Here is a 24,528-nt window from a genome sequence, read left to right on the forward strand (position 1 = left end):
CGCAACGGGCGGTCACACCGCTGTGAGCAGCCCCTCCAGATCCGACGCGTCCACGAGCGGGTCCTCGAGGTCCACCACCAGTCGCGAATGCGCGATCAGTCGCGCGCTCCCGGTGATCGCGGACCGCAGGGCGGGGTACTCGCCCACGTGCACTGCGGCCAGGACCGTGCCGACGAACCGGTTACCCCGGGGCGAGACCGTCTCCAGCGATTGCCCCGGTGCGATCTCGCCGCGCCGGTGCATCAGGGCCAGCCGCGCCGAGGTCCCCGTCCCCGTGGGACTGCGGCACAGGACCCCCGGGTGCACGTACGTCGCCGACCGGGATTCGAACCGGCCGTCGCCGGTCCTGCGCACCGCCCCGGTGAAGTGCGCGAACGACAGCGGCCCGACGTCGCCGAGGTCCGGGTGCTCCTGGAGCAGGTCGGGCCCGGCGGCGCGCACGAACCCGTCGCCGAACGCCGTCAGCGCGATCTGTTCCTCGGGGCCGAGCGTGAAGTCGTGGTCGCGGGCGTCGATGACCGCGTAATACGCGCCGCTCCACACCAGATCGAACCGGACGCGGCCGTAGTACGGGACCTCGACGGTGAGCCCTTCCCGCGCCACGTAGGCGGGCTCGCCCTCGGTGGTGATCGACTCCACCCGCCCGTCGTCGACCACGGCCTCGATCCGCGCGAGCCCCGCGGGCGACTCCAGCACCACGTTCTGCCGCCCCTCCCGCATCGCGATCGCGCCGCTCTGCAGCAGCGCGGTCGCCGTGCAGATCGTGTTGGAGCCCGAGTACATCGGATACCCCATCGCCTCCATGATGATGTAGCCCGCCTGCGCCTCCGGGCGCCCCGGCTCCACGATCAGGTCCACCGACATGGCCGGGTCGCCGTACGGTTCGGACAGCAGCAGCCGGCGCAGGCCGTCGCCCTCGTCGCGCAGGTACCGGGCCTTCTCGCGCACCGTCGAACCCGGGATCGGGCCGATCCCCGCGACGACGATCCGGCTGACGTCGCCGCCGGACTGGGTGTCGATCAGCTCGAGCGACCGTTCACGCCGCAGCATGCGGCGCCCCCACGTCCGCCCAGTGCCGGTCGGGGACGACCACGAGGTTCCCGATGTGCGTCTTGCCCACGAACGCGCGCTGCGCCGCGTGGATGTCCGACAGCCGGTAGGTGCCGTGCAGCAGGGGCCGCACCGCGCCGCTCTCGATGCGGCCGAGCAGGCGGCGGAACGCCGTCCGCGTGCCCTGCGACGAGCCGTGCAGCTCGAGCTGTTTGAGGTACATCGTCCGCAGGTCGAGCTGCACCACGGCGCCGCCGATCGCGCCCGCGGTCGTGTAGCGCCCCTCCGGGCGCAGGATGCGCAGCAGGTCGTTGAACATCGGCCCGGCCACCAGGTCGGCCACCACGTCGACGGGGCCGTCGACCGCGGCCTCGACGTCGCGCACCAGATCATCGCCGCCGCGCACGACGACTCGCTCGGCGCCGATGGCGAGGAGCGCCTCCTCCTTGCCGCGGCTCGAGATCGCGTACGGGACCGCGCCGCGCACCCGGGCGAGCTGCACGATCGCCGACCCCACGCCGCCCGACGCGCCGGTCACCAGGACGTTCTCCCCGCCCGCCAGCCGCGCGCGGTCGAGCATCTGCTCGGCGGTCAGGTACGCGCAGCAGAACGTGGCCAGCTCGGCGTCGCTCATGGAAGCCGTTGTGCGGTGGGCGTTCTCCGACGGAACGGCGACGTACTCCGCGTAGCCGCCGTCGCGGCCGTGCCCGATGTAGTCGATGTCCGCGAGGCTCTCGTCGCCCTCGGGGCGGTTGTAGATGCTGAAATCCACGATGACCCGCTCGCCGACGCGGGCGGCGTCGACCCCGTCGCCGACCGCGGCGATCCGGCCGACGATGTCGGCGCCCTGGATCCGCGGGAAGACCAGCGTGGAGCGGCCCCGGCGCGGTGGAGACCGACCCCGGGTCGGTCTCGGTGCCGTACGCGCCCTCGCGCACCCACACGTCGGTGTTGTTCATACCGCACGCGTGCACGTCGATGAGCACCTCGCCGGGGGCGGGTGCCGGCACCGGGACGTCCTCGCGGTAGACGAGGTTCTCCGGCCCGCCGTGCCCGACGAGCTGGACGGCCCTCATCGTCGCAGGAGCACCGGATGGAACTGATGACTCCATGTCCCGATGGTAACGACGGCGCACCCTCCCGTCAGCCGCTTCATGACCACTGCTACAGATCCGCGTCGCCGGCGCCGTCCCGCAGCGGGACGAGCTCCGAGACCAGGATGTGCTGCGGCTCCTCGGAATCGTCGTAACCGCCGTACCGGATCACGGCGAACTGGAGGCCGACGGCACCGTCGCCGTCCTCCCACGCCGCGAGGTCCCGCCGGACCTGCGCCCGGACGAACTCCCGGAGCAGGCGGTACACCGTCGCGTCGCGCACGTCGCCGCGCGACGCCCGGACGCCGACCTCAGTACAGATGTCGGACAGGGCCTTGTCGCGTCGGCGCTCGGGGAAGTACACGGCGTGCCGCCACCGCCGGGGCTCCGACGGTGCCGTGTCCCGCCACTCCCCGACGCTCCCGTCCGCCGCGACCACCCGGTGCACCACGTGGAAGTCGTGGCGCGCCGGCTCGGGCGCGAAGAACCGCCAGTTGGGAATGAGGATCCCCAGCCGGTCGGCGCGCCGGACGCGATCGAACATGCGGTTCGGGTGCTGTCCGGCCGCGGTCACGAGCAGAGCGCCCGCGAGCCCCCACTCGACGGTGCGCGCCCACGCGGCGCGCTCACGCGGGGACACGCCCGCCTCCCGTCGCCGCCTCCGCCGCCACGAACTCCCTGATCAGCGCCGCCACGCGAGTGGCGTGCTCGCGGTCGTACAGCAGCTGGTCGTGATCCGCGCCGTCGATCACCGCGCGCCGCGCGCGGACACCGGCCGCGGCGTACTCGTCCTGCAGCTCGCCGTGGACGGGATCGTTGTCCTCACTCACCGACGCGGTGACCACCAGGCGGGGGACGGCCGTCGCGGGGGCGACACCGCCGCCGTCGGCGACGTCCTGCCCGAGCGCGCGCCACTCCCGCCGGGCCGCCGTCCACAGCGACGGTTCCCGGAACCGGTCCAGGGCCAGCGCCCGGACCGCCGCCGGCAGGAGGCCGAGCGATGCGGGGCGCTGCGCCAGCGGGCCGAGGCCGCACCGCATGGACCACGCGATGATCGCCAGCGCCGCGCCCAGTTGCTCCGTCCCCGGGCCTGGACCTGCGAGCGCCGGAACTGGCCCGGGTGGCTCGCGTCCAGAAGGGTCACGCCGGCGATCGCGGGCTGCGCCTCGGCCGCGCGGAGCGCGAGGTAGCCGCCGATCGAATGCCCCACGACGTGCACGGGATTCCCGCCCCCGAGCGCCGCGGCGAGATCCGCGATCCGTTGCACGTCGCCGACGAGCCCGGGCCCGCCGGTGTCCGGCGGCCGGGCCGCGCGATCGGTCACGACGACGCGGTGATCGCCCGCCAGGTCCGCCGCGATCCATTCCCAGCCCTCTGGCACCGCGCCCAGCCCTCCGGCCAGGATCACCACGGGCGCAGCGGTATCGGACGCCGCGCCCAGGTCGCGGTAGCGGATCTCGCCGGCCCGGGTGAGCAGTGTCCGTTCATCGCCCCGCCCGGCCCGCACCCGGCGTCGGCGGCGGAGGTGCTCGACCGCGAGCAGGCCCGCGCCGGCGAGGGCGGCCAGGCCCACAGTGCGGGGGAAGGCTCCGCTCCGCGGCGGATCACCGGCGTCGTCTACGCCCGCCCGCCGGCGAGGGTCGGTCGCGTAGAGGAGCGGCGGATACATCGAGGTGAACGCCCACAGGAAGCGCCCCAGTCCCATCACCCGGGTGTTGGCGAGGTGGAAGCCGCCCATCGCCGCCGCGAACAGCGGTGCGGGCCGCCCTCCGAACAACAGGCTCACCGGGAACAGGCACTCGCAGGCCAGCACGCCGCGCTCGAGGACGGTGGTCAGCCGGGGGTGATCGTGGAAGATCCTCCAGGCCAAGGGATCACCGTAGGTCCGCGTGCGGGTCACATCGAGGACCGCCCGGCCCGACCGCCACACGGGGCTGGTGACCTTCACCCAGCCCGAGGCCGTGTACGACAGCGTCGCCTGCGCGGCGAGATACCACAGGCACGCGTCCACCAGCCGCGGATCGCGCTGCCCCGCCCGGGCCAGCGCGCACGTGGAGGACACGAGGAACGAGACGTGATCGGCACCGTCGGCACCGAAGCGGTTGCGCGGCTGCTGTGCCGCGGACGAGATCGCCAGTGCCGCATCGGCGGCCAGGCGCACGGCGCGCGGCGACGGGGCGAGCACCGCTGCGGAGGCGGCGAGCCGCAGTACGTGGATCGCCCTGGTGGCCCCGCGCCCCGAGACCGCATTGGCGATGCGGCCGAGTCGCGGCGAACGGGCCAGGAACTCGTCGCGGTCGATCGACCAGTCCGCCAATCCTCCTGGACCGCGGTCGATCTCGCGGGCGAGGTACTCGGCGGACGCGATCGCGTGGCAGACCGCGGCCAGCCGCTCGGCACCGTCGAGGGCGCCGAGACGACTGACCGCGGGCCGCAACCGTGCCTCCCGGATCAGAAGGCCCTGCCGCGGCGGCGAAGTTCGCGTCGGCGCCCATTCCCGCGACGTCGACACCACCCCCGCCACCTGCCGCGAATCCCACGCTGGTCACCGGGGCGGTCGCCCCCAGGTACGCGGGTCGGTCGATGTCCGCGGAGATCTCCGCGAGGACAGCGCTCCGGTTCACCTTGGAAATCATCTCGGCCATGGATAAGCCCCTTACGTCCGGCGCCCGAACGGCGCGATCGGCTGTGGTGAACGCCCCTGTTCCGCTGCTCGAATCAGGAACGGCCGCAACGTAACGCCGCCCGTTCCCGGCGTCAATCGATCTTCCTGGACATCGCCTTACCACACCCTGAGAGTCACTCCGGAACCGATTTTCGTACGTCGGTCCAGCAGCGCTTTTACCGGCCCCTTACCCTCATGGATCCGCGCTGGAAGGCGGTTGACTTACCCGCACCCCGGTGTGATGTGGGACACGTCCGGTGCGCTGTGGATCCGGCCCGGAAAACCTGTCGGACGCGCGGTCCATACTCCGGTCATGGGCATGGAGCAGCGCACCGAGGCGTCGATCCTGCATGCCGACCTGGACTCGTTCTACGCCTCCGTCGAACAGCGCGACCACCCATGGCTGCGGGGCCGCCCGGTGCTTGTCGGATCCGGCGTGGTGCTGGCCGCCAGCTACGAGGCGAAGGCCAAGGGCGTCCGCTCCCCCATGCCGCACCGCGAGGCGCTCGCGCTCGCCCCGTTCGCGATCACCATGCCGCCGCGGTTCGAGGCCTACATGGAGGCCAGCAAGCGGGTCTTCGCGATCTTCCGGGACATCACCCCGCTGGTCGAGGGCCTGTCCGTGGACGAGGCGTTCCTCGACGTCGGCGGGCTGCGCCACATCGACGGCACCCCGGTGCGGATCGCGCAGCGGCTGCGCGAGCGGGTCAAGGCCGAGGTGGGCCTGCCCATCACCGTCGGCGTGGCGCGCAGCAAGTTCCTCGCCAAGGTGGCCAGCCAGGTGGGCAAGCCCGACGGTCTGCTGGAGGTCCCGCCCGGCACGGAGCTGCAGTTCCTGCATCCGCTGCCGGTCCGCCGCCTGTGGGGCGTGGGCCCGAAGACCGAGGCGCGGCTGCACGACGCCGGGATCACCACGGTGGGGCAGATGGCCGAGCTGGGCGAGCACCGTCTGGCCGCACTCCTGGGCCGCGGCACCGGGCGGCACCTGTACGCGCTCGCGCTGGCGCACGACCCGCGCCGCGTCGACACGGGCCGGCGCCGCAAGTCGATCGGCGCGCAGCGCGCCCTGGGCCGGCGGGTCAGGTCCGAGGCCGAGATCGAGGCGGTGCTGTTGGCGATCGTGGACCGGCTGGGCGAGCGGGTGCGGGCCGCCGGGCGGGTCGCGCGCACCGTCGAGCTGCGCCTGCGGTTCGACGACTTCACGGCCGTCACCCGGTCCCGGTCACTGCGCGAGCCCACCGACCTCACCGCGATCGTGCTGGCCACCGCGCGGGCCCTGCTCGAGGAGGCGATGCCGCTGATCCGCGAGCGAGGCTGCACCCTGATCGGGCTGTCGCTGGCGAACCTGGAGAACCACGGCGCGGTGCAGCTCACGCTCCCGTTCGACGGTGGCGAGCACGACGCCGATCTCGACCTCGCGCTCGACGCGCTCCGCGGCCGCTTCGGTCGCGCGGCGGTGACGCGGGGCGCGCTCCTGCACCGCCCGCTGGGTCCGGACGCGCCGATCCTGGCGGAACAGGATTGAGTGGGAGGGTTATCGGGACAGGTGCCACCGCGCGGCGGCGTCGTGCTCGGCGGCCCGCCTGGCGGCGAACTCCTCGCGAGCCATCCGGTGCTCGGGCGTGCGGCGGAGTACCGCGTACGCGATGCCGACGATCGCGAACCAGATCGGGGTCACCAGCATGGCCTGCAGGGTGTCGGTCTCGCGGGTGAACGCCCACAGCAGGAACGCGAAGAAGGCGAACACCACCCACGGCATCACGCGGCCCAGCGGCATCCTGAAGGCGCTCTCCTCGTGCAGCTGCGGGCGCCGCCGCCGGTACACCAGGTAGCTCACCAGGATGATCGTCCACACGAACATGAAGCACAGCGACGAGACCGTGGTCACCACGGTGAAGCCGGCCGACTTGTCCAGCCCGAACGCCAGCAGCACCACGGACGACAGCAGCATCACCGCGGTCAGGAACAGTGCGTTCTGCGGTACCTTGCGACCGGAGAGCTGCGCGAACACCTTCGGCGCATCACCCTCGGTGGCGAGGCCGTAGACCATGCGCGAGGTGGAGTAGATGCCCGAGTTCGCCGACGACATGGCCGAGGTCAGCACCACCGCGTTCACCAGGTGCGCGGCCGCGCCGAGCCCGGCGAGGGTGAACAGCATGACGAACGGCGATTCGTCCTTGCTGAACCGGTCCCACGGCACGACCGACATGAGCACGATCAGCGAGCCCACGTAGAACAGGAGGATGCGGATCGGGATGGCGTTGATCGCGCGGGGCAGGTTCCGCTCCGGGTTCTTCGTCTCCGCGGCCGCGGTGCCCACGAGCTCGATGCCGACGAACGCGAAGACCGCGATCTGGAAGCCGGCCACGAAGCCCATGAAGCCCTGCGGGAAGACGCCGCCGTGCTCCCACAGGTTGGCCAGGGAGGCGCGGGCACCGTCGTGCTCGAAGCCGGTGAGGATGAGGACCGCGCCCACCACGATGAGCGCGACGATGGCGACGATCTTGATCATGGCGAACCAGAACTCGGTCTCGCCGAACGCCCGGACGGTCGGTAGGTTCAGGCCGATGAGCAGCACGATCACGGCGACCGCGGGGATCCAGGGCGGGATGTCCTTCGCCCAGAAGGTGATGTAGACCGACGCGATCACCACCACGTCCGCCACGGCCGTGACCACCCAGCAGAACCAGTAGGTCCAGCCGGTGAAGTGCGCGGCCCAGGGCCCCAGCAGGTCGCCGGCGAAGTCGGAGAAGTTGCGGTACCCGGTGCGGCTGAGCAGCAGCTCCCCCATCGCGCGCATCACGAAGTAGAGCATGAAGCCGATCACCATGTAGACCACGATCACCGAGGGGCCGGCGACCGAGATGGTCTTGCCGGATCCCATGAACAAGCCGGTGCCGATGGCGCCGCCGATCGCGATGAGCTGGATGTGGCGGTTGCTCAGGGCGCGGGTCAGGTGCTCACCCTCGTCCGGGTTCGACGGTGCCTCCGGTGACGTTGTCATGGGTTCCGACACTAATCACCTCGGTGAGCCTCGATTCACTCGGGAGCGGCGGCGCGGGCTCCGCGGTCGGCCACGAATCGGCGCGTGACGGCCATGTCGCGGTCGCCGAGGCCGGCCCCGACCAGCTCCTCGAACGCCGCGAGCAGGGCCGGGACGAGGACCGCGTCGGTACCCGTGGCAGCCGCGACCTCGCTGCCCGAGCGCAGGTCCTTGAGCAGGTACTTCGCCATGCCGGACGGCGCATCGTCGCCGGTGATCAGCTTCTCGGCGCGCGTGTCCAGCAACCGGGACGACGCGTAGCCGTGGCCGAGGAGCTCCCACATCGCGCGCACGTCGATGCCGGACCGGTCGGCCAGCACCGTCGCCTCGCCCAGCGCCATGATCGTGGACGCGACCACCAACTGGTTGCACGCCTTGGCCACCTCGCCGGCGCCGAGCGGGCCCAGCCGCACGGGCGTGCCGCAGGGCGCGAGCACCCGCGCGGCCACGGCGCAATCGGCTTCCGCGCCGCCCATCATGATCGACAGGGTGCCCGCGATCGCGCCGTCCTCGCCGCCGGACACGGGCGCGTCGACCACGCGGATCCGGCCGGACGTCTCGCGGTCCAGGCGGTCCGCGAGCGCTCGGACGCCCGGCGCCGACGACGTGGACCCGATGACCAGCAACAGCGGGCGGTCCCCGTCGCGCAGGCCGTCGGCCAACACCTCCTCGATCTCGGGCAGGTCGGGCAGCATCAGCAGCACCACGTCGGCGGTGCGCGCGAGGGACGCGGCGTCGGCGTGCCACACGGCACCGTCGGCGACGAGGTCCGGACGGGGCCTGCGGGCCGTGATGTGGACGGCGCCGTGTGCTCGCGCGAGGTGGCGCGCCATGGGGGCGCCCATCGCGCCCAGTCCGATGACGCCGACGACGGGATCCGCAGCCTGATTCATCCGTCCAGCCTAACGAATGGCGTTCGATATGTTGTGCGATCTTCTAGAGTGGGGCCATGACATCCGGATCGAAGACGCTCCGCGTCGCCCTCGCCGTCGACCTGCCCGAATCCGACTGCCTCCTGATCGAGCGTCTCGAGCCCCGCGTGGAGCTGGCGCGCGACCACTCGCTCTACCGCCCCGCTCGCTGGAACGCCGACTGGGAGGGCGACCCGACCTTCGAGCGCACGCCCGCGCAGCAGGCCGCGTACGCCGAGTTCCTCGCCGGGGCCGACGCCCTGTTCGGCATTCCCGACGTGCAGCCCGCGCTGCTCGCCGAGGCGGTGCGCGCCAACCCCGGGCTGCGCTGGGTGCACACCACGGCCGCGGCGGCGGCGGCCAGGTCAAGGCCGCCGGCCTCACGGCTGCGGAGCTGGAGCGCGTCGCGTTCACCACCAGCGCGGGGGTGCACGGCTCCACGCTCGCCGAGTTCGCCCTGTTCGGCATCCTCGCCGGCGCCAAGGACCTGCGCCGGCTGGAGGCCGACCAGGCCGCGAAGGTCTGGCCGGAGCGCTGGGAGATGCGACACCTGGACGAGATGACGGTGCTCATCGTGGGCCTGGGCGGGATCGGCGCGGCGACGGCGGCCCGGTTCGCCGCGTGCGGGTCCACGGTGTGGGGCACCTCGCGCAGCGGCCGCCCGGTCGAGCACGTGGACCGCATCGTCCCGCTGGAGGAGATCGTGGAGGCCGCGTCCGAGGTGGACGCCGTGGTCGTGACCCTGCCGGGTACGGCGTCCACGGAGAAGCTGCTCGGCGCGGAGTTCTTCGCGGCCGTGCGCCCCGGCACCCTCCTCACCAACGTGGGGCGCGGCACCGTCATCGACGAGGACGCGCTGCTCACGGCCCTGGACGACGGCCGGATCGGCTTCGCCGCGCTCGACGTGTTCGCGACCGAACCGCTGCCGCAGTCGAGCCCGCTATGGACCCACCCGCGGGTGCTGGCCAGCCCGCACACCGCGGCGCTGAGCCGGCAGGAGTCGACGCGCATCGCGCGGCTGTTCGCGCGCAACGCCACCGCCCTGCTCGACGGTGCGCCGCTGACGAACGTCGTGGACACGGTGGAGTTCTACTGATGACCGAGCCGGAGGGATCGCGCACCCCGGCCCCCGCGGTCACCCGCGCGCTGGGCATCCTCACCCTGCTGGCGGAGTCGGAGGCGCCGGCGATGTCGCTGAGCGAACTGGCCCGCGGCCTGGGCATCGCCAAATCGTCCTGCACCAACCTGTGCCAGGCGCTCGAGGACGGCGACATGATCCGGCGGGTCCCCGGCGGCTTCGCGCTGGGCCGCCGCACCGCGGAGATCGGCGGCGCGTACGCGCTGCAGTTCAACCAGGTCCGGGAGTTCTTCCCGGTGATCGCGGCGTCGCCCACGCTGCACCGTGAGCTGGTCCAGATCGCCATGCTCGACGGTGCCCACACGCTCTACCTGGCGCGCCACGAGGGCCGCGCGCCGTACCGGTTCGGCACCCCGCTCGGCTCGCGACTGCCCGCCGTGTTCACCGCGACGGGGCACGCGCTGCTCGCCGCGCTGCCGCCGCACGAGCTCGACGAGATCCTCGCGGACGCGGTACCGGCGCGCAGCGCGGCCGACGGCAGCGAGGTCACCGAGGCCGACGTGCGGGCGGAGCTGGACCGGGTGCGTGAGCGCGGGTACGCGGTCGATCGCGGACACGGGACGCTCGGCGTCACCGGGATCGCCGTCGCGCTGCCCGCCTGGACACCGGGCGATCCGCCGCTCGGCCTCGGCGCGGCAATGCCGGCGGATCAGGCCGATGACCTGCGCATCGCCACCGTCGGGACCGCGCTGGTGGAGGCGGCCGCCCGGCTGAGCAACCCGTGGCGCCAGCAGGTCTCCACGAACTGACCCGCTCCAAGAATCGTTCAACCTGTTGTACGGCGTTCGCTCCAGTGTTACCGTCGACACAGCGGATGTGACGCGAGTCACCTCCGGGAGGCCGAAGGAGAGACATCGTGACGACACCCACCACCGCGGCGGAGCAGGATCCGGAGTACGCCGCGAACCTCAAGCGCGCCACCCTGGCATCCAGCATCGGCAGCGCGCTCGAGTACTTCGACTTCGCGCTGTACGGCCTGTCGACGGCACTCATCTTCAACGTGCTGTTCTTCCCGCAGGGCGATCCGGCGATGGCCACCGTCGCCGCGTTCGCCACCTTCGGCGTCGGCTTCGCCGCCCGGCCGTTCGGCGGCCTGTTCTTCGGCCGCCTCGGCGACAAGGTGGGGCGCAAGGCCGTCCTGGTGATCACGATCATGCTGATGGGCGGGGCCTCCACGCTGATCGGCCTGCTACCCACCTACGAGACGATCGGAATGTGGGCGCCGATCATGCTGGTGATCCTGCGGCTGCTGCAGGGCTTCGGGGCCGGCGCGGAGCAGGCGGGATCGACCGTGCTCATGGCCGAGTACGCGCCGGTGAAACGGCGCGGCTTCTTCTCCGCGCTGCCGTTCATCGGCATCCAGGCCGGCACGCTGCTGGCCGCGCTGGTGTTCACCCTGATCAGCCTGCTTCCCGAACAGGCAATGCTCAGCTGGGGCTGGCGGGTGCCGTTCCTGGCGTCGTTCCTGCTGATTCTGCTGGCCGTGGCCATCCGGATGAAGCTGCAGGAGACGCCCACGTTCGTCGAGCTGGAGAAGCAGGAGCAGGTGGCCGACAAGCCCGTGCGCGAGCTGTTCAAGCACGGCTTCCCGGGCGTGCTCGTGGGCATCGGGCTGCGGATGGCCGAGAACGGCGGCTCGTACATGTTCCAGGCACTGGCCCTGTCGTTCTTCGTCAGTGTCACCGGGCCCGGCGCCGACAAGGGCGTGCTCACCTGGGGCGTCACCATCGGCTCACTGATCGGCGTGTTCTCGGTGCCGTTCACCGGCCACCTGTCGGACCGGTACGGCCGGCGCATCGTCTACCGGCTCGGCGCGCTGTTCCTGCTGGCCTACTCGCTGCCCGCGTGGTGGCTGCTGACCCTGCACAACCACGGCATCGCGGTCGCGGTGATCGCCGTCGGCATCGGCCTGGGCGTGAACTCGATGCTCGGACCGCAGTGCGCGATGATCCCCGAGATGTTCGGCGCCCGGCACCGCTACCTCGGCGTGGCGATGGCGCGGGAGATCTCCGCGGTCCTCGCCGGCGGCGTGGCCGGTGTGCTCGGCGCCTACCTGATCAAGGTGACCGACGGGAACTGGCTCGTCCTCGGCCTCTACATGGCGACGCTCGCCACGATCACCGCTGCGAGCACGTTCCTCGTCCCGGAGACCGTGGGCCGCGATCTCACCCGCACCGACGACGCGGTCAAGGTCTCCGACTCCGAAGCCGGGGAGGGCTACGCCGTGCCCGGGACGGCGGCACTCAGCACGCTCGACTTCCCCGTCCCCGCAGCACCTTCCGCCACCCCGGCGGCCGCACCCGCGGCACCCGCCGCGCACTGAAAGGCCGTCATGCCCAGCGATACCTCCGCGTTCGACCTCACCGGCCGCCTCGCCCTCGTGACCGGCAGCACCCGAGGCATCGGGCGGCGTCTGGCCGAGGGCCTCTCGGCCGCCGGTGCGACGGTGATCGTGCACGGTCGGGATGCCGCGTCCGCCTCCGCCGTCGCCGACGAGATCGGCACTACCACGGGTAATCCCGCGCATGCCGCGGCATTCAACGTGACCGATGAGGCCGCGGTCGACACCGGGATCGCGGCGATCGAGGCCGGCCCCGGCACCGTCGACGTGCTGGTGAACAACGCCGGCATGCAGATCCGGCACCCGTTCACCGAATTCCCCACGGCCGATTGGAACACCCTGATCGCCACGAACCTCACAAGTGCGTTCCTGGTGTCCAAGCGAGTCGCGGCGGGGATGATCGCGCGGGGCGGCGGGCGGATCGTGAACATCGGGTCGGTGCAGTCGCAGCTCGCCCGGCCGAACATCACCCCGTACGCGGCCACCAAGGGCGGCATCGTCATGCTCACCAAGGGGCTGTGCGCCGAGCTCGCCCCGCACGGCATCACCGCCAACGCCATCGCCCCGGGATACTTCGCGACGGAGCTCACGCAGGCGCTGGTCGACGATGCCGAGTTCTCGGCCTGGGTGGCCGGCCGCACCCCGGCGGCGCGCTGGGGCGACGTCGCGGATCTGGTGGGGCCGTTGGTGTTCCTCGCCTCGGACGCCTCATCGTTCGTGAACGGGCAGATCCTGTACGTCGACGGCGGCATGACCGCGGTCGTGTAGGAAAGGTGGTCACGATGACCGAGAACCTGGGCGTCGTCGCCCACGCCGCCAACGATCTGCGCGTCGAGGCGCTGCCCGAGCCGAGCCCCGCGGTCGACGAGGCCGTGGTCGCGATCGAGTACGGGGGCGTCTGCGGGTCCGACCTGCACTACTGGCTGCACGGCGCGGCCGGCGCGTCGATCCTGCGTGCGCCGATGTTGCTCGGTCACGAGGTGATCGGCACGGTTATCCGTTCCGCCGCAGACGGTTCCGGGCCCGCGCCCGGCACGCCGGTCGCCGTGCACCCGGGCACCCCGCACGAGGTCGACGGGGTGCCCTACCCCGCGGACCGGCCGAACCTGGCGCCCGCGTCCACGTATCTCGGTTCGGCGGCGCACTTCCCGCACTGCGAGGGCGCGTTCGCGCGCAGGGTCGCGCTGCCCACCCGGATGCTGCGCGTGCTGCCGGCTGGAATCGACCCGCGCGACGCGGCGCTCATCGAGCCCGCCGCCGTCGCCTGGCACGGCGTGGACCGGGCCGGCGACGTCGCGGGCAAGCGCGTCGCGGTGATCGGCGCCGGCCCCATCGGCCTACTGGCCGTGGCCGTCGCGCTGCACCACGGCGCCGCGGAGGTGATCGCCACCGACATCGCCGACGGTCCGCGCGAGCGGGCCCTCGCCGTCGGCGCCGCCCGCGTGCTGGACGCGCGGGAGGGCGAGGCGATCGCGGCACTGCACGCCGACGTCGTGCTCGAGTCGTCCGGCACGGAGCCCGGGCTGCACGCCGCGATCGACGCGGCGGCGCGCGGCGGCGTCGTGGTGATGCTCGGCCTGCAGCGCGCGGGCGACATCGACTTCCCCGCCGCGCAGGCCATCACCCGCGAGCTGGACCTGCGCGGGTCACTGCGGTTCAACGACGAGATCGACGACGTGATCGCCGCCCTCGCCGACGGCACCCTGAACGTGCGCGGTGTGGTCACCCACGTCCTGCCCGCCGCCGATGCCCTCGACGCCTTCGCGATCGCCCGCGACTCCGCCGCGTCCGGCAAGGTGCTGTTGGACTTCCGGGGCTGAGCCGGACTACGCCGGGGCCAGGAAGGCGGCGAGCGCCGCGGAGTACATCCCCACGTCGGCGGAGCCCATGAGCTCGCGGGCGCTGTGCATCGCGAGCTGCGGCGCGCCCACGTCGACGGTGCTCAGGCCGGTGCGGGCCGCGGTGATCGGCCCGATCGTGGAGCCGCAGGGCAGGTCGGCGCGGTGCACGTAGCGCTGCAGCGGCACACCCGCCTGCTCGGCCGCGACCGCGAACACGGCCTCCCCCACCGCATCCGAGGCGTAGCGCAGGTTCTGGTTCACCTTGAGCACCGGCCCGCCGTTCACCGCGATGCGGTGCGCGCCCTCGTGCCGGTCCGGGTAGTTCGGGTGGGTGGCGTGGGCCATGTCGCCCGACGCGCACACCGAGCGGCTCATCACGCGCAGGAAGTCCTCGCGGTCGCCGCCCGCCGCGAGCACGATGCGCTCGAGCACCGTCAGGAGCAGATCCGAGGCCGCTCCACGGTCCGAGCCCGAGCCGACCTCCTCATGGTCGAACAGGGCGAGCACCGGGGTGACGCCGTCCACCGGCGGGGCGGCGACGAGGGCCTCCGTGCCGGCGTAGCAGGTGCCCTGGTTGTCCAGCCGGGGCGCGGACAGCAGGTCACCATCGGCCCCGACCACGCGCGACGGGGCCAGGTCGTGCGTCATCAGCTCCCAGCCGAGCACCGACGCCGGATCCACGCCGGCCGCCTCGGCGACGACGTCCAGGAACGGAGCCGCGGACCCCACGCCGCGGATCGCGTTGACGTGCCGCTGCGGGTCCAGCTCCACGCCCTTGCGGTTCTCGGACAGATGAATGGCCAGCTGCGGTACCCGCAGGATCGGCTCGTCGATGCGCACCAGGACGGTGGCGGCACCGTCGGGCCCCGAGTACGCGAGCCGACCGGAGATCCCGAGGTCGCGGTCGAGCCAGGAATTGAGCCAGGCCCCGCCGTACGGCTCGAGCCCGACGAGGGACAGGCCCGCGGACTCGAGGTCCGGGTGCTGCTTGACCCGCAGGTTGGGGCTGTCGGTGTGCCCGCCGACGATGCGGAAGGCACCGTCGGTCCCGAACCCTGCACGAATCGGCCCGCTCGCTGCGCTCCCGGCGCCGGAACGATTCGGCCCGCTCGCTGCGCTCCCGGCGCCGGAGGTGTCGAACGCGACGACCGACCCGCCCCGGACCACGTAGTGCTTCCCTGCGGCCGGCCACCGGTCACCCTCGGCGAGCTCGGTGTACCCTGCCTCGCGCAGCCGCGCGGCCACCGTCTCCACCACGTGGAACGGCGACGGCGAGGCGTCGACGAACGCGCACAGGCCCTCCGGAGACGCAGTGGCCGCTGCCGCCGAGTCCGCCATCAGGCCGACAGCACCGCGTCCAGCGCGGAGTAGAAGATGCCGAGGCCGTCGTCCGACGGGCCGGTGAGCGCCTCGGTGGCGTGCTCCGGGTGCGGCATGAGGCCGACGACGCGGCCGTTCGCCGAGGCGATGCCGGCGATGTCGCGCTGCGAGCCGTTGGGGTTGCCGCCGACGTACCGGAAGGCGACGCGGCCCTCGCCCTCGAGTTCGTCGAGCACGGGGGCCGAGGCCTGGAAGCGGCCCTCCGCGTTCTTCACGGGGACCAGGATCTCGGCCCCCGGCTCGTAGCGGGAGGTCCAGGCGGTGTTCGTGGCCTCGACGCGCAGCCACTGGTCGCGGCACACGAAGTGCAGGCCCTCGTTGCGCGTCAGCGCGCCGGGCAGCAGGCCCGCCTCGCACAGGATCTGGAAGCCGTTGCAGATGCCGAGCACGGGCATGCCCTTGTTCGCGGCCTCGACGACCTCGGTCATCACGGGGGCGAGCGAGGCGATGGCGCCGGCGCGCAGGTAGTCGCCGTAGGAGAAACCGCCGGGCACGACCACCGCGTCGACGCCCTGCAGGTCGTGGTCCTTGTGCCACAGCGCGACCGCCTCGCCGCCCGCCCGCTGCACCGCGCGCACCGCGTCGACGTCGTCGAGGGTGCCGGGGAAAGTGATGACGCCGACCCGCGTCATGCGTTCACCCGCGTCACGGTGAAGTCCTCGATCACGGTGTTCGTGAGAACGTCGGCCGCGATCTTCTCCAGCTGCTCGTCGCTGAGATCCCCGTCGACCTCGAGCTCGAACCGCTTGCCCTGCCGCACATCCGCGACACCGGCGAACCCGAGGCGGTCGAGCGCGCCCACGATCGCCTTCCCCTGGGGGTCCAGGATCTCGGCCTTCGGCATCACGTCCACCACAATCCGTGCCACGTTGCGGCTCCCTCTCGATTCGACCGCGCGCTCGGGTGTCGATCGCGCTCCGCGGGTCAGTTTACCGGCGCATACTGGGCGCATGCGACTCACCCACTTCCGCCATTCCTGCGTCCTCGTGGAGATGTCCGAGACGCGGGTCCTGTTCGATCCCGGTACCTTCTCCCACGGCTTCGAGGGGCTCACGGGCCTCGACGCGATCGTGGTCACCCACCAGCATCCCGACCACATCGACCCCGACCGGATCGACGCCCTCGTCGAGGCCAACCCCGATGCGCAGTTGTTCGCCGACCCGACCACTGCCTCGCGCCGCGGCGACCGCTGGATCGCCGCGGTACCGGGGCACGACTTCGGCATCGGCAACCTCATCGCCCGGGCGGTCGGCGGCACGCACGCCGTGATCCATCCGGACATCCCCACGATCGACAACACGTCGTTCCTGCTCGGCGACGAGGAGCGCATCGGCCGCTTCTACCATCCCGGGGACGCGCTGTTCGTGCCCGACGAGCCCGTCGACGTGCTCGGCCTGCCGGTCAGCGCCCCGTGGTGCCGGATCAGCGAGACGATCGACTTCTTCCGGGAGGTGCGTCCCGGCGCGGCGGTACCCATTCACGACGCGCTGCTCGCGGAGGCGGGCGCGGGGGTCTACCTCGGCCGGCTCACGGAGATGCGTCCCGACGGTGCCGACCTCGTCCCGTGGGGCGCGGAGGAGACGCGCACGTTCTGACGACAGCACCGTCGATCGACGGTGCGCGCAGTCAGGCCTGGAACAGGTTCATGCGGTAGCCCGAGACCATCGGCGTGCGAGCGGCCGGCCTCAGGAGAAGTCGGTACTTCCAGGGCCAGGTTCGGGCGACGGCCTTCTGCGGCTGCCCGAAGCTCCGGCTCTCGAGCAACGTCAGGCCGAGATCCTCGAGCGTGCGCGGGTCATCGCAGGTCCACTGCATCCGCGCGGGGATCGACGCGAAGACGGGATTCTGCTCCTGGTGGTTCATCATGAACGCGCCCCCCGTGTCGAGTGCGATGCGGTCGCCGACGAACCGTCGGGCGAGGCGGCCGAGCACGTCGCGCACTCGCTCGTCCGGGAAGTACAGCAGCACGGCCTCGGACAGCAGGAGGACGGGGCCGCCGCGCTCGGCGACCTGCTCGTACCAGTCCTCCTCGAAGATCGAGCCCGCGATCATCGTGTACCGCTCGGCGTCCGAGAAGAACTTCCGGCGCAACGCCATCGTGTCCGGCACGTCGAGGTCGAACCAGCGCACGGTGCCGTTGTCGAGGCGATCGAAGCGGGTGGACAGCCCGCAGCCGAGGTCCACGACGGTCCCGTCGGGATGCTCGGCGAGGAAGTCCCGCACGTACTGATCGAAGATCGACGCGCGGAGCACCGATCCCGGCAACGAGGGGCCCGTGAACCTGCCGAAGTCGTAGTCGATGGCGTCGACCAGCTCGATCGCCGTGCTGTCGCCGAGGACGCTGCGCTTCGCGGCGGCGTCGCGCGCCCGCCCGTACAGCGGGATGAGGAGCGTCTCCTGGATGTCGCCGAGCTCAATCTTCGCCTGCATAAGGCTAGCCTAACCAACAAGTCAAGGGTCGGGTTGCGGGTCGAGGCTCAGGCTGCGAGGAGAACCTTCGCGCGGTGCTCGTAGACGACCGGGGCGGCGCCGTGGTGCAGCGCGAGGTCGACGGCGTCGAGCATGGTGCGCGACACCGTCGACGAGGCGAGCCGGCGGGCGTCGACGGCGAGCCGGAGGGTGCCGCCCCGCCGGGCGATGCGATTGGCCTGCGCGAGCAGCGCGCGGCACCACCAGGGCTCGCTGAGGAACCCGTCGCCGATGCCCAGGACGCGGGCCTTCTCCTCCGCGCCGGTGACGAGGTCCGTGATCGCCGTGTAGCCGAGGTTCACCCGGAAGCCGGCCTCCGGCAGAGCGAGCAGCGCGCCGGTGGAGGCGTTCCACCGCGGCGCGGCGAACACACGGGTGCGCAGCCCCACCTTCTCCAGCACGCGGTCGGCGGCGGTGAGGCGGAGCCCGGCCTCGTGCGCGCCGAGCGTCGAGAACTCGGCCCGACGCCGCTTCGTCGCGGCCTGGTCGTAGCCGTTGAGGACGATTCCATCGCCCCCGGCGCGCCGCTCGCGAAGGAAGGCCTGGGTCGACCGGTCGTCGACGAGCCGGTACTTGCCCTTCAGCCGCGGCGCGACCAGCAACGAGACGGGTACGCCCCGCTCGTCCATCTGCGCCGCGAACCGTTCCGCGTCCGCGCGGGTGACATCGGAGAGGGTGGCGACACTGACGTACAGCGGCGAGCTCATGTTCGCAGTGTGCGCCGCGTTCCTTACCGGATCGGGGACGCGAGGTTACGTGTCGCCGAACTGCCCGGTCACGACGGCAGGACGGCCTCGATCGCGCCGACGACGGTGTCCGACTCGGGCTCGGTGCGCGGGCGGAAGCGCTGCACCGCGACGTGGTCCGGCGCGATGAGGAACTTCTCGAAGTTCCACTGGATGTCGCCGGCCGCGCCCTCGGCGTCCGCGGTCTTGGTCAGCTCGGCATACAGCGGATTCCGGTTCTCGCCGTTGACCTCGGCCTTCTCCAGCAGCGGGAACGTGACGCCGTAGCTGGTCGAGCAGAAGGTCGCGATCTCCTCGGCGGTACCGGGCTCCTGCCCGGCGAACTGATTGCAGGGCACCCCGAGCACCGTCAGACCGCGGTCGGCGTACCGGGTCGCGAGAGCCTCCAGGCCCGCGTACTGCGGGGTCAGGCCGCACTTGCTGGCGACGTTGACGACGAGGACGGCACGGCCGGCGTAGTCGGCGAGCGAGGCGGGAGCACCGTCGAGCGTGGTGAGGGCGATGGAGTCGAGAACTGTCATGCGCCCGAGCCTACGCCCGGATGTAATGCAGAACACACCTATCTCGTTTGCGCAATGATTGCGTCAGAGTTACCGTTTTTGGGTGCAAGCAACTTCCAGGGACGTGACTCCCGAGGCCCTCACCGAGGTCTTCGCGGAGTTCATGGGCCGTCTCATGTGCAATGTCACGCAGGAGAGCCTGGGCACGATGCTGTCGTCGGACATCACCGCGCCGCAGTTCCACATCCTCCTGCAACTCGTCGCCGCCGAGACCCCGCCGCCGATCAACCGGCTCGCCGATGATCTGGGGCTGTCCGTCGCCGCCACCGGACGGAACGTGGAGAAGCTTGTTCAGCTCGCAATGGTGGATCGGCGCGAGGACCCCTCCGACCGCCGGATCAAGAATCTGACCATCACCGACCTCGGCCGAAAAACACTTGCGGAGGCGATCAGCGACAAGCACCGTGAGGTGCTCGGACTCGCGGAGCGACTGCCCGCCGATCTCCGCGAGCGGCTGCACGACGTGATGGTCGAGATCCTCGACCAGGGACTGATCCCCCCGAACCCCTTCTTCACCGCAATGAAAGAGAACGCATGAGTACCGAGAACACGCTCGACAAGAGCGGGATCCCGCACGCGGGTGAGGGTCTCGATCGTCGCGTCCTGATGGTGGCCGGCGTGGTCGTCCTCGGGTCGATCATGGCCATCCTGGACATGACCATCGTGGCCGTCGCCCAGAACACCTTCCAGGCGCAGTGGAACGCATCACCCGCCACCGTCGCCTGGACCATGACCGGTTACACGCTGGCACTCGCCGCCGTGATCCCCGTGACCGGCTGGGCCGCCGACCGATTCGGCACCAAACGGCTGTACATGGCCGCCACCGCGATGTTCGTCATCGGCTCGGCGCTGTGCGCCGTCGCCGACTCGATCGAGATGCTGATCCTGTTCCGCGTGCTGCAGGGCCTCGGCGGCGGCATGCTGATGCCACTGGGCATGATGATCCTGACCCGGGCCGCCGGCCCGGAGCGCATCGGCCGCGTCATGGCCGTGCTCGGCATCCCGATGCTGCTCGGCCCCATCGGCGGCCCGATCCTGGGCGGCTGGCTGATCGAGTCCTTCTCGTGGCACTGGATCTTCCTGATCAACGTGCCGATCGGCGCGATCGCGATCATCTACGCCTGGTTCGTGCTCGACAAGGACGAGCCCGTCAAGGGCCAGAAGTTCGACCTCGTCGGCTTCATCCTGCTCTCGCCCGGCCTCGCACTGTTCCTGTTCGGCGTCTCCTCGATCCCCGAGGCGCAGTCGGACTCGTCGATGTACACGAGCCGCGTCATCCCGGCCACCGTCGTGGGCCTGGTCCTGATCATCGCGTTCGTGTTCTGGGCGCTGCGTGCCAAGCTGCCCCTGCTGGACCTGCGGCTGTTCAAGAACCGGAACATGACCGTCGCCATGATCACGTTCGCGATGTTCGCGATGGCCTTCTTCGGCAGCTCGATCCTGTACGCGCAGTACTTCATCGGCATCCGCGGCGAGTCGACCCTCATGGCCGGCCTGCTGCTCGCCCCGCAGGGCCTCGGCGCCATGCTCACCATGCCGATCGCCGGCGTGCTCACCGACAAGATGGGCCCGGGCAAGTTCGTCATGACCGGCCTCGCGCTGATCACCGGCGGCATGATCGCCTTCACGCAGCTCACTGCGGAGACCCCGTACTGGATCCTGCTGGGCTCGCTGCTGATCCAGGGCCTGGGCATGGGTATGACGATGATGCCCACCATGTCGGCCGCGATCCGCACGCTGGCACCGGAGTCCATCTCCCGCGGTTCCACGCTGACGAACATCGTCCAGCAGATCGCCGCGTCGATGGGTACCGCGATCTTCTCCGTGCTGTTCACCAACTGGCTGACCAACGCGGGTACGGCGATGCCCACGCCGCAGGGCGAGAAGCACACCGGCGCGCTGGCGTTCGGCCTGAACTCGAGCCCGGAGGCCCGCGAGCAGGGCATCGCGATGTTCCAGGGCGAGACCGGCTTCGACAAGTTCCTGCACGACAACCTGCCGTTCGCGGCGGAGGCCTTCGGGAACACCTACTTCGTGGCCGCGATCCTGGTGGCGCTGTGCATCATCCCGGCGTTCTTCCTACCCCGCACCCACGAGGCCGACACCGAGGCCGCCGAGCGGCAGCTGGTCATGCCGCACTGACCTCGCCCCGGTCCGAGAAGTGCCCGGTCCCGTTCGGGGGCCGGGCACTTCTCGCATCGCGACGGTGCGCCGTCAGGCGACACCGAGGCGGGTGAGGATCCAGGCGTACTCGAACGCCGTCTCGCGCCACTTGGCGTAGCGACCGCTGACGCCGGCGTGACCGGCCACCATCTCGGTCTTGAGCAGGATCTCGTTGCCGGAGGTGGTGTGCGCCAGGAGCTTCGCCACCCACTTCGCCGGCTCGGTGGGGAGCACGCGGGTGTCGTTGAGTGAGGTGGTCGCCAGGATCGCCGGGTACGGCCTCGCGGCGACGTTCTCGTACGGCGAGTAGTCGCGCATGTACCGGTACACCTCGGCGTTCTCCAGCGGGTTACCCCATTCGTCCCACTCCCCCACCGTGAGCGGGAGCGACGGGTCCAGGATCGAGGTGAGTGGATCCACGAACGGAACGTCGGCGACGATGCCGGCGAACAGCTCCGGCGCGAGGTTCGCCACCGCGCCCACCAGCAGACCGCCGGCGCTGCCGCCCATCGCCACCAGCTGCCGCGGGGTCGTGCGGCCGCTGCCCACGAGATGCCGCGCCACGTCCACGAAGTCGGTGAACGTGTTGGTCTTCTCCAGTTGCTTGCCGTGGTCGTACCAGGCGCGGCCCATCTCGCCGCCGCCGCGCACGTGCGCCACGACGAAGACCACACCGCGGTCCATGAGCGAGAGTCTCGCGACGGAGAACCACGGGTCCATGGTCGCCTCGTAGGAGCCGTAGCCGTACAGCAGGGTGGGGGCGCCGGGAGCGGAGCGAGCGGGCCCGGCGGTTTCGGCCGGCCCCTCGGGAACGTCCTTGCGGCGCACCGTCGAGACCGGAATCCTCGCGCCGTCGCCGGCCGTGACCCAGAGTTGCTCCGCCACGTACAGCGCGGCGTCGTAGCCGGGCACGTTGAGTCGTTTGAGCACCGTCTGCTCGCCGGTCTCGGGAGTCAGCTCCAGAACCGTGCCGGGCGTGACGAAGGATTCGTACGCCAGTCGCAGCCGGGGCGCGTCCCACTCGGGATTCGCCGCGGGGCCCACGTTGGCGAGCGGTTCGCCCGGATCCCATTCGGCGAACGCCGGCGCGGCCGCGGCCTCGGCGAGCGCGAGGCGCGGCAGCCCGCCGCGCCGGTAGCCGAGCGCGAGCCGGCGGGCGTACGCGTCGACGTAATCGAGGCGCACGTCGTCGCGGTGCGGGACCAGCACGGTCCACTCGTCCGGGGCGTCGACGGGGGCCGCCGCCAGCTCGAAATTGATGCCGGTGCGGTTGTGCAGGAACAGGAACCGGTCCTCGCCACCGAGCACCGCGTGCTCGACCGAGTACTCGACGTCCTCCTCGCGGGGTCGCAGCACGCGGAACTCGCCCGTGGGGTCGGCCGCGTCGAGGACCCAGGTCTCGGAGCTGAGCGTCGACGAGGCCCCGATCATCAGGTACTTCTCGCTGCGACTCAGGCCGATGCCCACGCCGAACCGCTGATCGGTCTCGTGGAACACCTTCACATCGCCTGCGGTGGAACCGATCTCGTGCCGCCAGATCGTGTCGGCCCGCCAGGCGTCGTCGACCGTCGTGTAGAACAGGTGCCGCGCACCCGACGCGGTGGTCGGCGCCCAAGTGGCCCCGTAGAAGACGTTCTCCACCGTGTCTTCCAGCACCTCACCGGACTCGATGTCCCTGACGCGCAACGTGAACCGCTCGTCGCCGTCGGTGTCGAGCGAATAGGCGAGAAGGGCACCGTCGGGCGATACCGAGGCCGCGCCGACGGCGATGTACTCGTGCCCCTCCCCCTCGAGGTTCAGGTCGAGCAGGACGTGCTCGCCGGGGAGCGGCGCCTCGGACACGACCGGCGGCGTCCAGTCGTCGGGCCCGGAGATCGGTGCACGGCAATGGATCGCGTACTGCTTGCCCTCCTGTGTGCGGGCGAAGTACCAGAACCGGCCCCGGCGCTGCGGCACCGACATGTCGGTCTCCTGCGTGTGCGCCTTGATCTCGCCGTAGATCGCCTCGCGCAGCGGCTCGTGTCCCGCGGTCGCCGCCTCGGTGAAGTCGTTGTGCGCACGGAGATAGGCGAGCACCTCCGGATCGTCCTTGTCGGCCAGCCACGCGTAGTCGTCGATCACGGTGTCGCCGTGGAAGGTGCGCGGCGTCGGAACCTTCTTCGCGACCGGCTGTGCGGCGCCCCTCATGCCGCTCCGCCCGGCCAGTCGGCGAAGCTCAGGCCCGATATGCGCTCGTATGCCTCGATGTACCGCGATCGCGTGCGCTGCACCACCTCGTCCGGCAGCGCCGGCGGCGGCACGTCGGAGTCGGTCGACCAGCCCGATTCCTTCGTCAGCCAATCGCGGACGATCTGCTTGTCGAAGCTCGGCTGCGTCCTGCCCGGCTCGTAGAGCGCACCGTCCCAGTAGCGCGACGAGTCCGGGGTGAGCACCTCGTCGGCGAGGAGGAGCGTACCGTCGGGCAGCGTTCCGAACTCGAACTTGGTGTCGGCGAGGATGATTCCGCGATCGCGGGCGATCTCCGCGCCCCGCGCGTACACGTCCAGGGTCAGGGTGCGCAGCCGCTCCGCGAGTTCCTCGCCCACATCTGCGGCGACGCGTTCGAACGAGACGTTCTCGTCGTGGTCGCCGACGGCGGCCTTGGTCGCGGGCGTGAAGATCGGCGGATCGATCCGGCTGCCCTCGACGAGCCCGGCGGGCAGCGGAACCCCGCACACCTCGCCGCCCGCGTTGTACTCCTTGAGTCCCGACCCGGTGAGGTAACCGCGGGCCACGCACTCCACGGGTACCATGTCCAGCCGGCGCGTGATCAACGCGCGGCCGAGCACCGCCTCGGGGATCCGCGGATCGTCGACCGGTCCGGCCAGGTGGTTCGGCACCCCGAGTGCGTCGAAGAAGTACACCGACATCGCCGTGAGCACCCGCCCCTTGTCGGGGATCGGCGTATCCAGGATGTGGTCGTAGGCGCTGATCCGGTCGCTCGCGACGAGCAGCAGATGCTGCGGATCCACCTCGTACAACTCCCGGACCTTGCCCGAGTAGATCGGCGTGTATTCACTCAGTTCAGGACGCACCCCGCCACCTTATCCTCCCGTCGATTCCCAGCGGTTCCAGCGGGCGAATCGCA

The 24,528-nt window shown here is 71.3% G+C and carries 25 protein-coding genes; 10 read left to right on the forward strand and 15 right to left on the reverse strand.

Features of this window, described 5'->3' with window-relative positions; all coding sequences use genetic code 11:
* Window positions 1-12: 12 nt before the first annotated feature.
* The 5 genes from MTP03_RS18950 to MTP03_RS18970 form a co-directional block, all read right to left on the reverse strand.
* Entirely contained in the window at window positions 13-1,050 is a 1,038-nt protein-coding gene (locus tag MTP03_RS18950) for a proline racemase family protein (RefSeq protein WP_248489524.1), read from the reverse strand.
* Window positions 1,037-1,918, reverse strand: a complete 882-nt coding sequence (locus tag MTP03_RS18955; RefSeq protein WP_371820992.1) for a zinc-binding dehydrogenase — start codon at window positions 1,916-1,918, stop codon at window positions 1,037-1,039. The genes MTP03_RS18950 and MTP03_RS18955 overlap by 14 nt, the downstream gene beginning before the upstream one ends.
* Before the next feature lie 296 nt (window positions 1,919-2,214).
* The gene (locus MTP03_RS18960; RefSeq protein ID WP_248489525.1) at window positions 2,215-2,784 is read right to left on the reverse strand and encodes a hypothetical protein; all 570 of its coding nucleotides are present in this window, start codon (window positions 2,782-2,784) and stop codon (window positions 2,215-2,217) included.
* A complete protein-coding gene (locus tag MTP03_RS18965) occupies window positions 2,771-2,974 on the reverse strand; it encodes a hypothetical protein (RefSeq protein WP_248489526.1) in 204 nt (67 codons plus the stop codon). The genes MTP03_RS18960 and MTP03_RS18965 overlap by 14 nt, the downstream gene beginning before the upstream one ends.
* The gene (locus tag MTP03_RS18970) at window positions 2,971-4,659 is read right to left on the reverse strand and encodes an alpha/beta fold hydrolase (RefSeq protein WP_248489527.1); all 1,689 of its coding nucleotides are present in this window, start codon (window positions 4,657-4,659) and stop codon (window positions 2,971-2,973) included. Before MTP03_RS18970 ends, MTP03_RS18965 begins: the two co-directional genes overlap by 4 nt.
* A gap of 463 nt (window positions 4,660-5,122) precedes the next feature.
* Here MTP03_RS18970 and dinB point away from each other — a divergent pair, with 463 nt between their 5' ends.
* On the forward strand, window positions 5,123-6,334 hold the full coding sequence (gene dinB / locus MTP03_RS18975) for a DNA polymerase IV (protein WP_248489528.1): 1,212 nt from the start codon (window positions 5,123-5,125) through the stop codon (window positions 6,332-6,334).
* A gap of 9 nt (window positions 6,335-6,343) precedes the next feature.
* On the opposite strand, the gene MTP03_RS18980 is transcribed toward dinB, so the two are convergent.
* Together MTP03_RS18980 and MTP03_RS18985 are read right to left on the reverse strand one after the other, a co-directional pair.
* The gene (locus MTP03_RS18980) at window positions 6,344-7,813 is read right to left on the reverse strand and encodes an amino acid permease (RefSeq protein ID WP_248489529.1); all 1,470 of its coding nucleotides are present in this window, start codon (window positions 7,811-7,813) and stop codon (window positions 6,344-6,346) included.
* Window positions 7,814-7,848: 35 nt separating this feature from the next.
* Window positions 7,849-8,745, reverse strand: coding sequence for an NAD(P)-dependent oxidoreductase (locus MTP03_RS18985; protein ID WP_248489530.1), 897 nt, complete (start codon window positions 8,743-8,745; stop codon window positions 7,849-7,851).
* A 56-nt stretch (window positions 8,746-8,801) separates the two neighbouring features.
* On the opposite strand from MTP03_RS18985, the gene MTP03_RS18990 reads away from it, so the two are divergent.
* The 6 genes from MTP03_RS18990 to MTP03_RS19015 all read left to right on the forward strand — a co-directional run bounded on the left by MTP03_RS18990 (window position 8,802) and on the right by MTP03_RS19015 (window position 14,062).
* Window positions 8,802-9,326, forward strand: a complete 525-nt coding sequence (locus tag MTP03_RS18990) for a hypothetical protein (RefSeq protein ID WP_248489531.1) — start codon at window positions 8,802-8,804, stop codon at window positions 9,324-9,326.
* Window positions 9,260-9,859: an NAD(P)-dependent oxidoreductase gene (locus MTP03_RS18995; protein ID WP_248492294.1), complete on the forward strand. Its 600-nt coding sequence runs from the start codon at window positions 9,260-9,262 to the stop codon at window positions 9,857-9,859. Before MTP03_RS18990 ends, MTP03_RS18995 begins: the two co-directional genes overlap by 67 nt.
* Window positions 9,859-10,650 (forward strand): IclR family transcriptional regulator, encoded by a 792-nt coding sequence (locus MTP03_RS19000; protein ID WP_248489532.1) that lies wholly within the window; start codon window positions 9,859-9,861, stop codon window positions 10,648-10,650. The genes MTP03_RS18995 and MTP03_RS19000 overlap by 1 nt, the downstream gene beginning before the upstream one ends.
* 107 nt (window positions 10,651-10,757) lie before the next feature.
* Window positions 10,758-12,224 carry an MFS transporter gene (locus tag MTP03_RS19005; RefSeq protein WP_248489533.1) on the forward strand — a complete coding sequence of 489 codons (1,467 nt, stop codon included), beginning with the start codon at window positions 10,758-10,760 and terminating at the stop codon, window positions 12,222-12,224.
* A 9-nt stretch (window positions 12,225-12,233) separates the two neighbouring features.
* Window positions 12,234-13,010 carry an SDR family oxidoreductase gene (locus tag MTP03_RS19010; protein WP_248489534.1) on the forward strand — a complete coding sequence of 259 codons (777 nt, stop codon included), beginning with the start codon at window positions 12,234-12,236 and terminating at the stop codon, window positions 13,008-13,010.
* 14 nt (window positions 13,011-13,024) lie between these two features.
* On the forward strand, window positions 13,025-14,062 hold the full coding sequence (locus tag MTP03_RS19015; protein ID WP_248489535.1) for a zinc-binding dehydrogenase: 1,038 nt from the start codon (window positions 13,025-13,027) through the stop codon (window positions 14,060-14,062).
* Window positions 14,063-14,068: 6 nt separating this feature from the next.
* On the opposite strand, the gene MTP03_RS19020 is transcribed toward MTP03_RS19015, so the two are convergent.
* Genes MTP03_RS19020 through purS form a run of 3 tightly spaced genes read right to left on the reverse strand, consistent with a single transcriptional unit; the run spans window position 14,069 to window position 16,331 of the window.
* Window positions 14,069-15,421, reverse strand: a complete 1,353-nt coding sequence (locus MTP03_RS19020; protein ID WP_248489536.1) for a M18 family aminopeptidase — start codon at window positions 15,419-15,421, stop codon at window positions 14,069-14,071.
* On the reverse strand, window positions 15,421-16,095 hold the full coding sequence (gene purQ, locus MTP03_RS19025) for a phosphoribosylformylglycinamidine synthase subunit PurQ (RefSeq protein WP_248489537.1): 675 nt from the start codon (window positions 16,093-16,095) through the stop codon (window positions 15,421-15,423). Before purQ ends, MTP03_RS19020 begins: the two co-directional genes overlap by 1 nt.
* Window positions 16,092-16,331 carry a phosphoribosylformylglycinamidine synthase subunit PurS gene (purS, locus tag MTP03_RS19030; protein WP_248489538.1) on the reverse strand — a complete coding sequence of 80 codons (240 nt, stop codon included), beginning with the start codon at window positions 16,329-16,331 and terminating at the stop codon, window positions 16,092-16,094. The genes purQ and purS overlap by 4 nt, the downstream gene beginning before the upstream one ends.
* 82 nt (window positions 16,332-16,413) lie before the next feature.
* Here purS and MTP03_RS19035 point away from each other — a divergent pair, with 82 nt between their 5' ends.
* A complete protein-coding gene (locus tag MTP03_RS19035; RefSeq protein ID WP_248489539.1) occupies window positions 16,414-17,058 on the forward strand; it encodes an MBL fold metallo-hydrolase in 645 nt (214 codons plus the stop codon).
* Between the two features lie 31 nt (window positions 17,059-17,089).
* Here the strand turns inward: MTP03_RS19035 and MTP03_RS19040 are convergent, their stop codons facing one another.
* The 3 genes from MTP03_RS19040 to MTP03_RS19050 form a co-directional block, all read right to left on the reverse strand.
* The gene (locus MTP03_RS19040) at window positions 17,090-17,893 is read right to left on the reverse strand and encodes a class I SAM-dependent methyltransferase (RefSeq protein ID WP_248489540.1); all 804 of its coding nucleotides are present in this window, start codon (window positions 17,891-17,893) and stop codon (window positions 17,090-17,092) included.
* A 47-nt stretch (window positions 17,894-17,940) separates the two neighbouring features.
* Entirely contained in the window at window positions 17,941-18,639 is a 699-nt protein-coding gene (locus MTP03_RS19045) for a DUF2334 domain-containing protein (RefSeq protein ID WP_248489541.1), read from the reverse strand.
* Window positions 18,640-18,707: 68 nt separating this feature from the next.
* On the reverse strand, window positions 18,708-19,199 hold the full coding sequence (locus MTP03_RS19050; protein ID WP_248489542.1) for a glutathione peroxidase: 492 nt from the start codon (window positions 19,197-19,199) through the stop codon (window positions 18,708-18,710).
* A gap of 142 nt (window positions 19,200-19,341) precedes the next feature.
* Between MTP03_RS19050 and MTP03_RS19055 the strand changes: the two genes are divergently transcribed.
* Both MTP03_RS19055 and MTP03_RS19060 read left to right on the forward strand, forming a co-directional pair.
* Window positions 19,342-19,776 (forward strand): MarR family winged helix-turn-helix transcriptional regulator, encoded by a 435-nt coding sequence (locus tag MTP03_RS19055; protein ID WP_248489543.1) that lies wholly within the window; start codon window positions 19,342-19,344, stop codon window positions 19,774-19,776.
* Entirely contained in the window at window positions 19,773-21,380 is a 1,608-nt protein-coding gene (locus MTP03_RS19060; protein ID WP_248489544.1) for a DHA2 family efflux MFS transporter permease subunit, read from the forward strand. Before MTP03_RS19055 ends, MTP03_RS19060 begins: the two co-directional genes overlap by 4 nt.
* A 72-nt stretch (window positions 21,381-21,452) precedes the next feature.
* On the opposite strand, the gene MTP03_RS19065 is transcribed toward MTP03_RS19060, so the two are convergent.
* Together MTP03_RS19065 and MTP03_RS19070 are read right to left on the reverse strand one after the other, a co-directional pair.
* A complete protein-coding gene (locus MTP03_RS19065) occupies window positions 21,453-23,588 on the reverse strand; it encodes a S9 family peptidase (RefSeq protein ID WP_248489545.1) in 2,136 nt (711 codons plus the stop codon).
* Window positions 23,585-24,475 carry a phosphoribosylaminoimidazolesuccinocarboxamide synthase gene (locus MTP03_RS19070; protein WP_248489546.1) on the reverse strand — a complete coding sequence of 297 codons (891 nt, stop codon included), beginning with the start codon at window positions 24,473-24,475 and terminating at the stop codon, window positions 23,585-23,587. Before MTP03_RS19070 ends, MTP03_RS19065 begins: the two co-directional genes overlap by 4 nt.
* Window positions 24,476-24,528: the final 53 nt, after the last annotated feature.

Source organism: Tsukamurella sp. PLM1 (assembly GCF_023168325.1).
Classification (GTDB): Bacteria; Actinomycetota; Actinomycetes; order Mycobacteriales; family Mycobacteriaceae; genus Tsukamurella.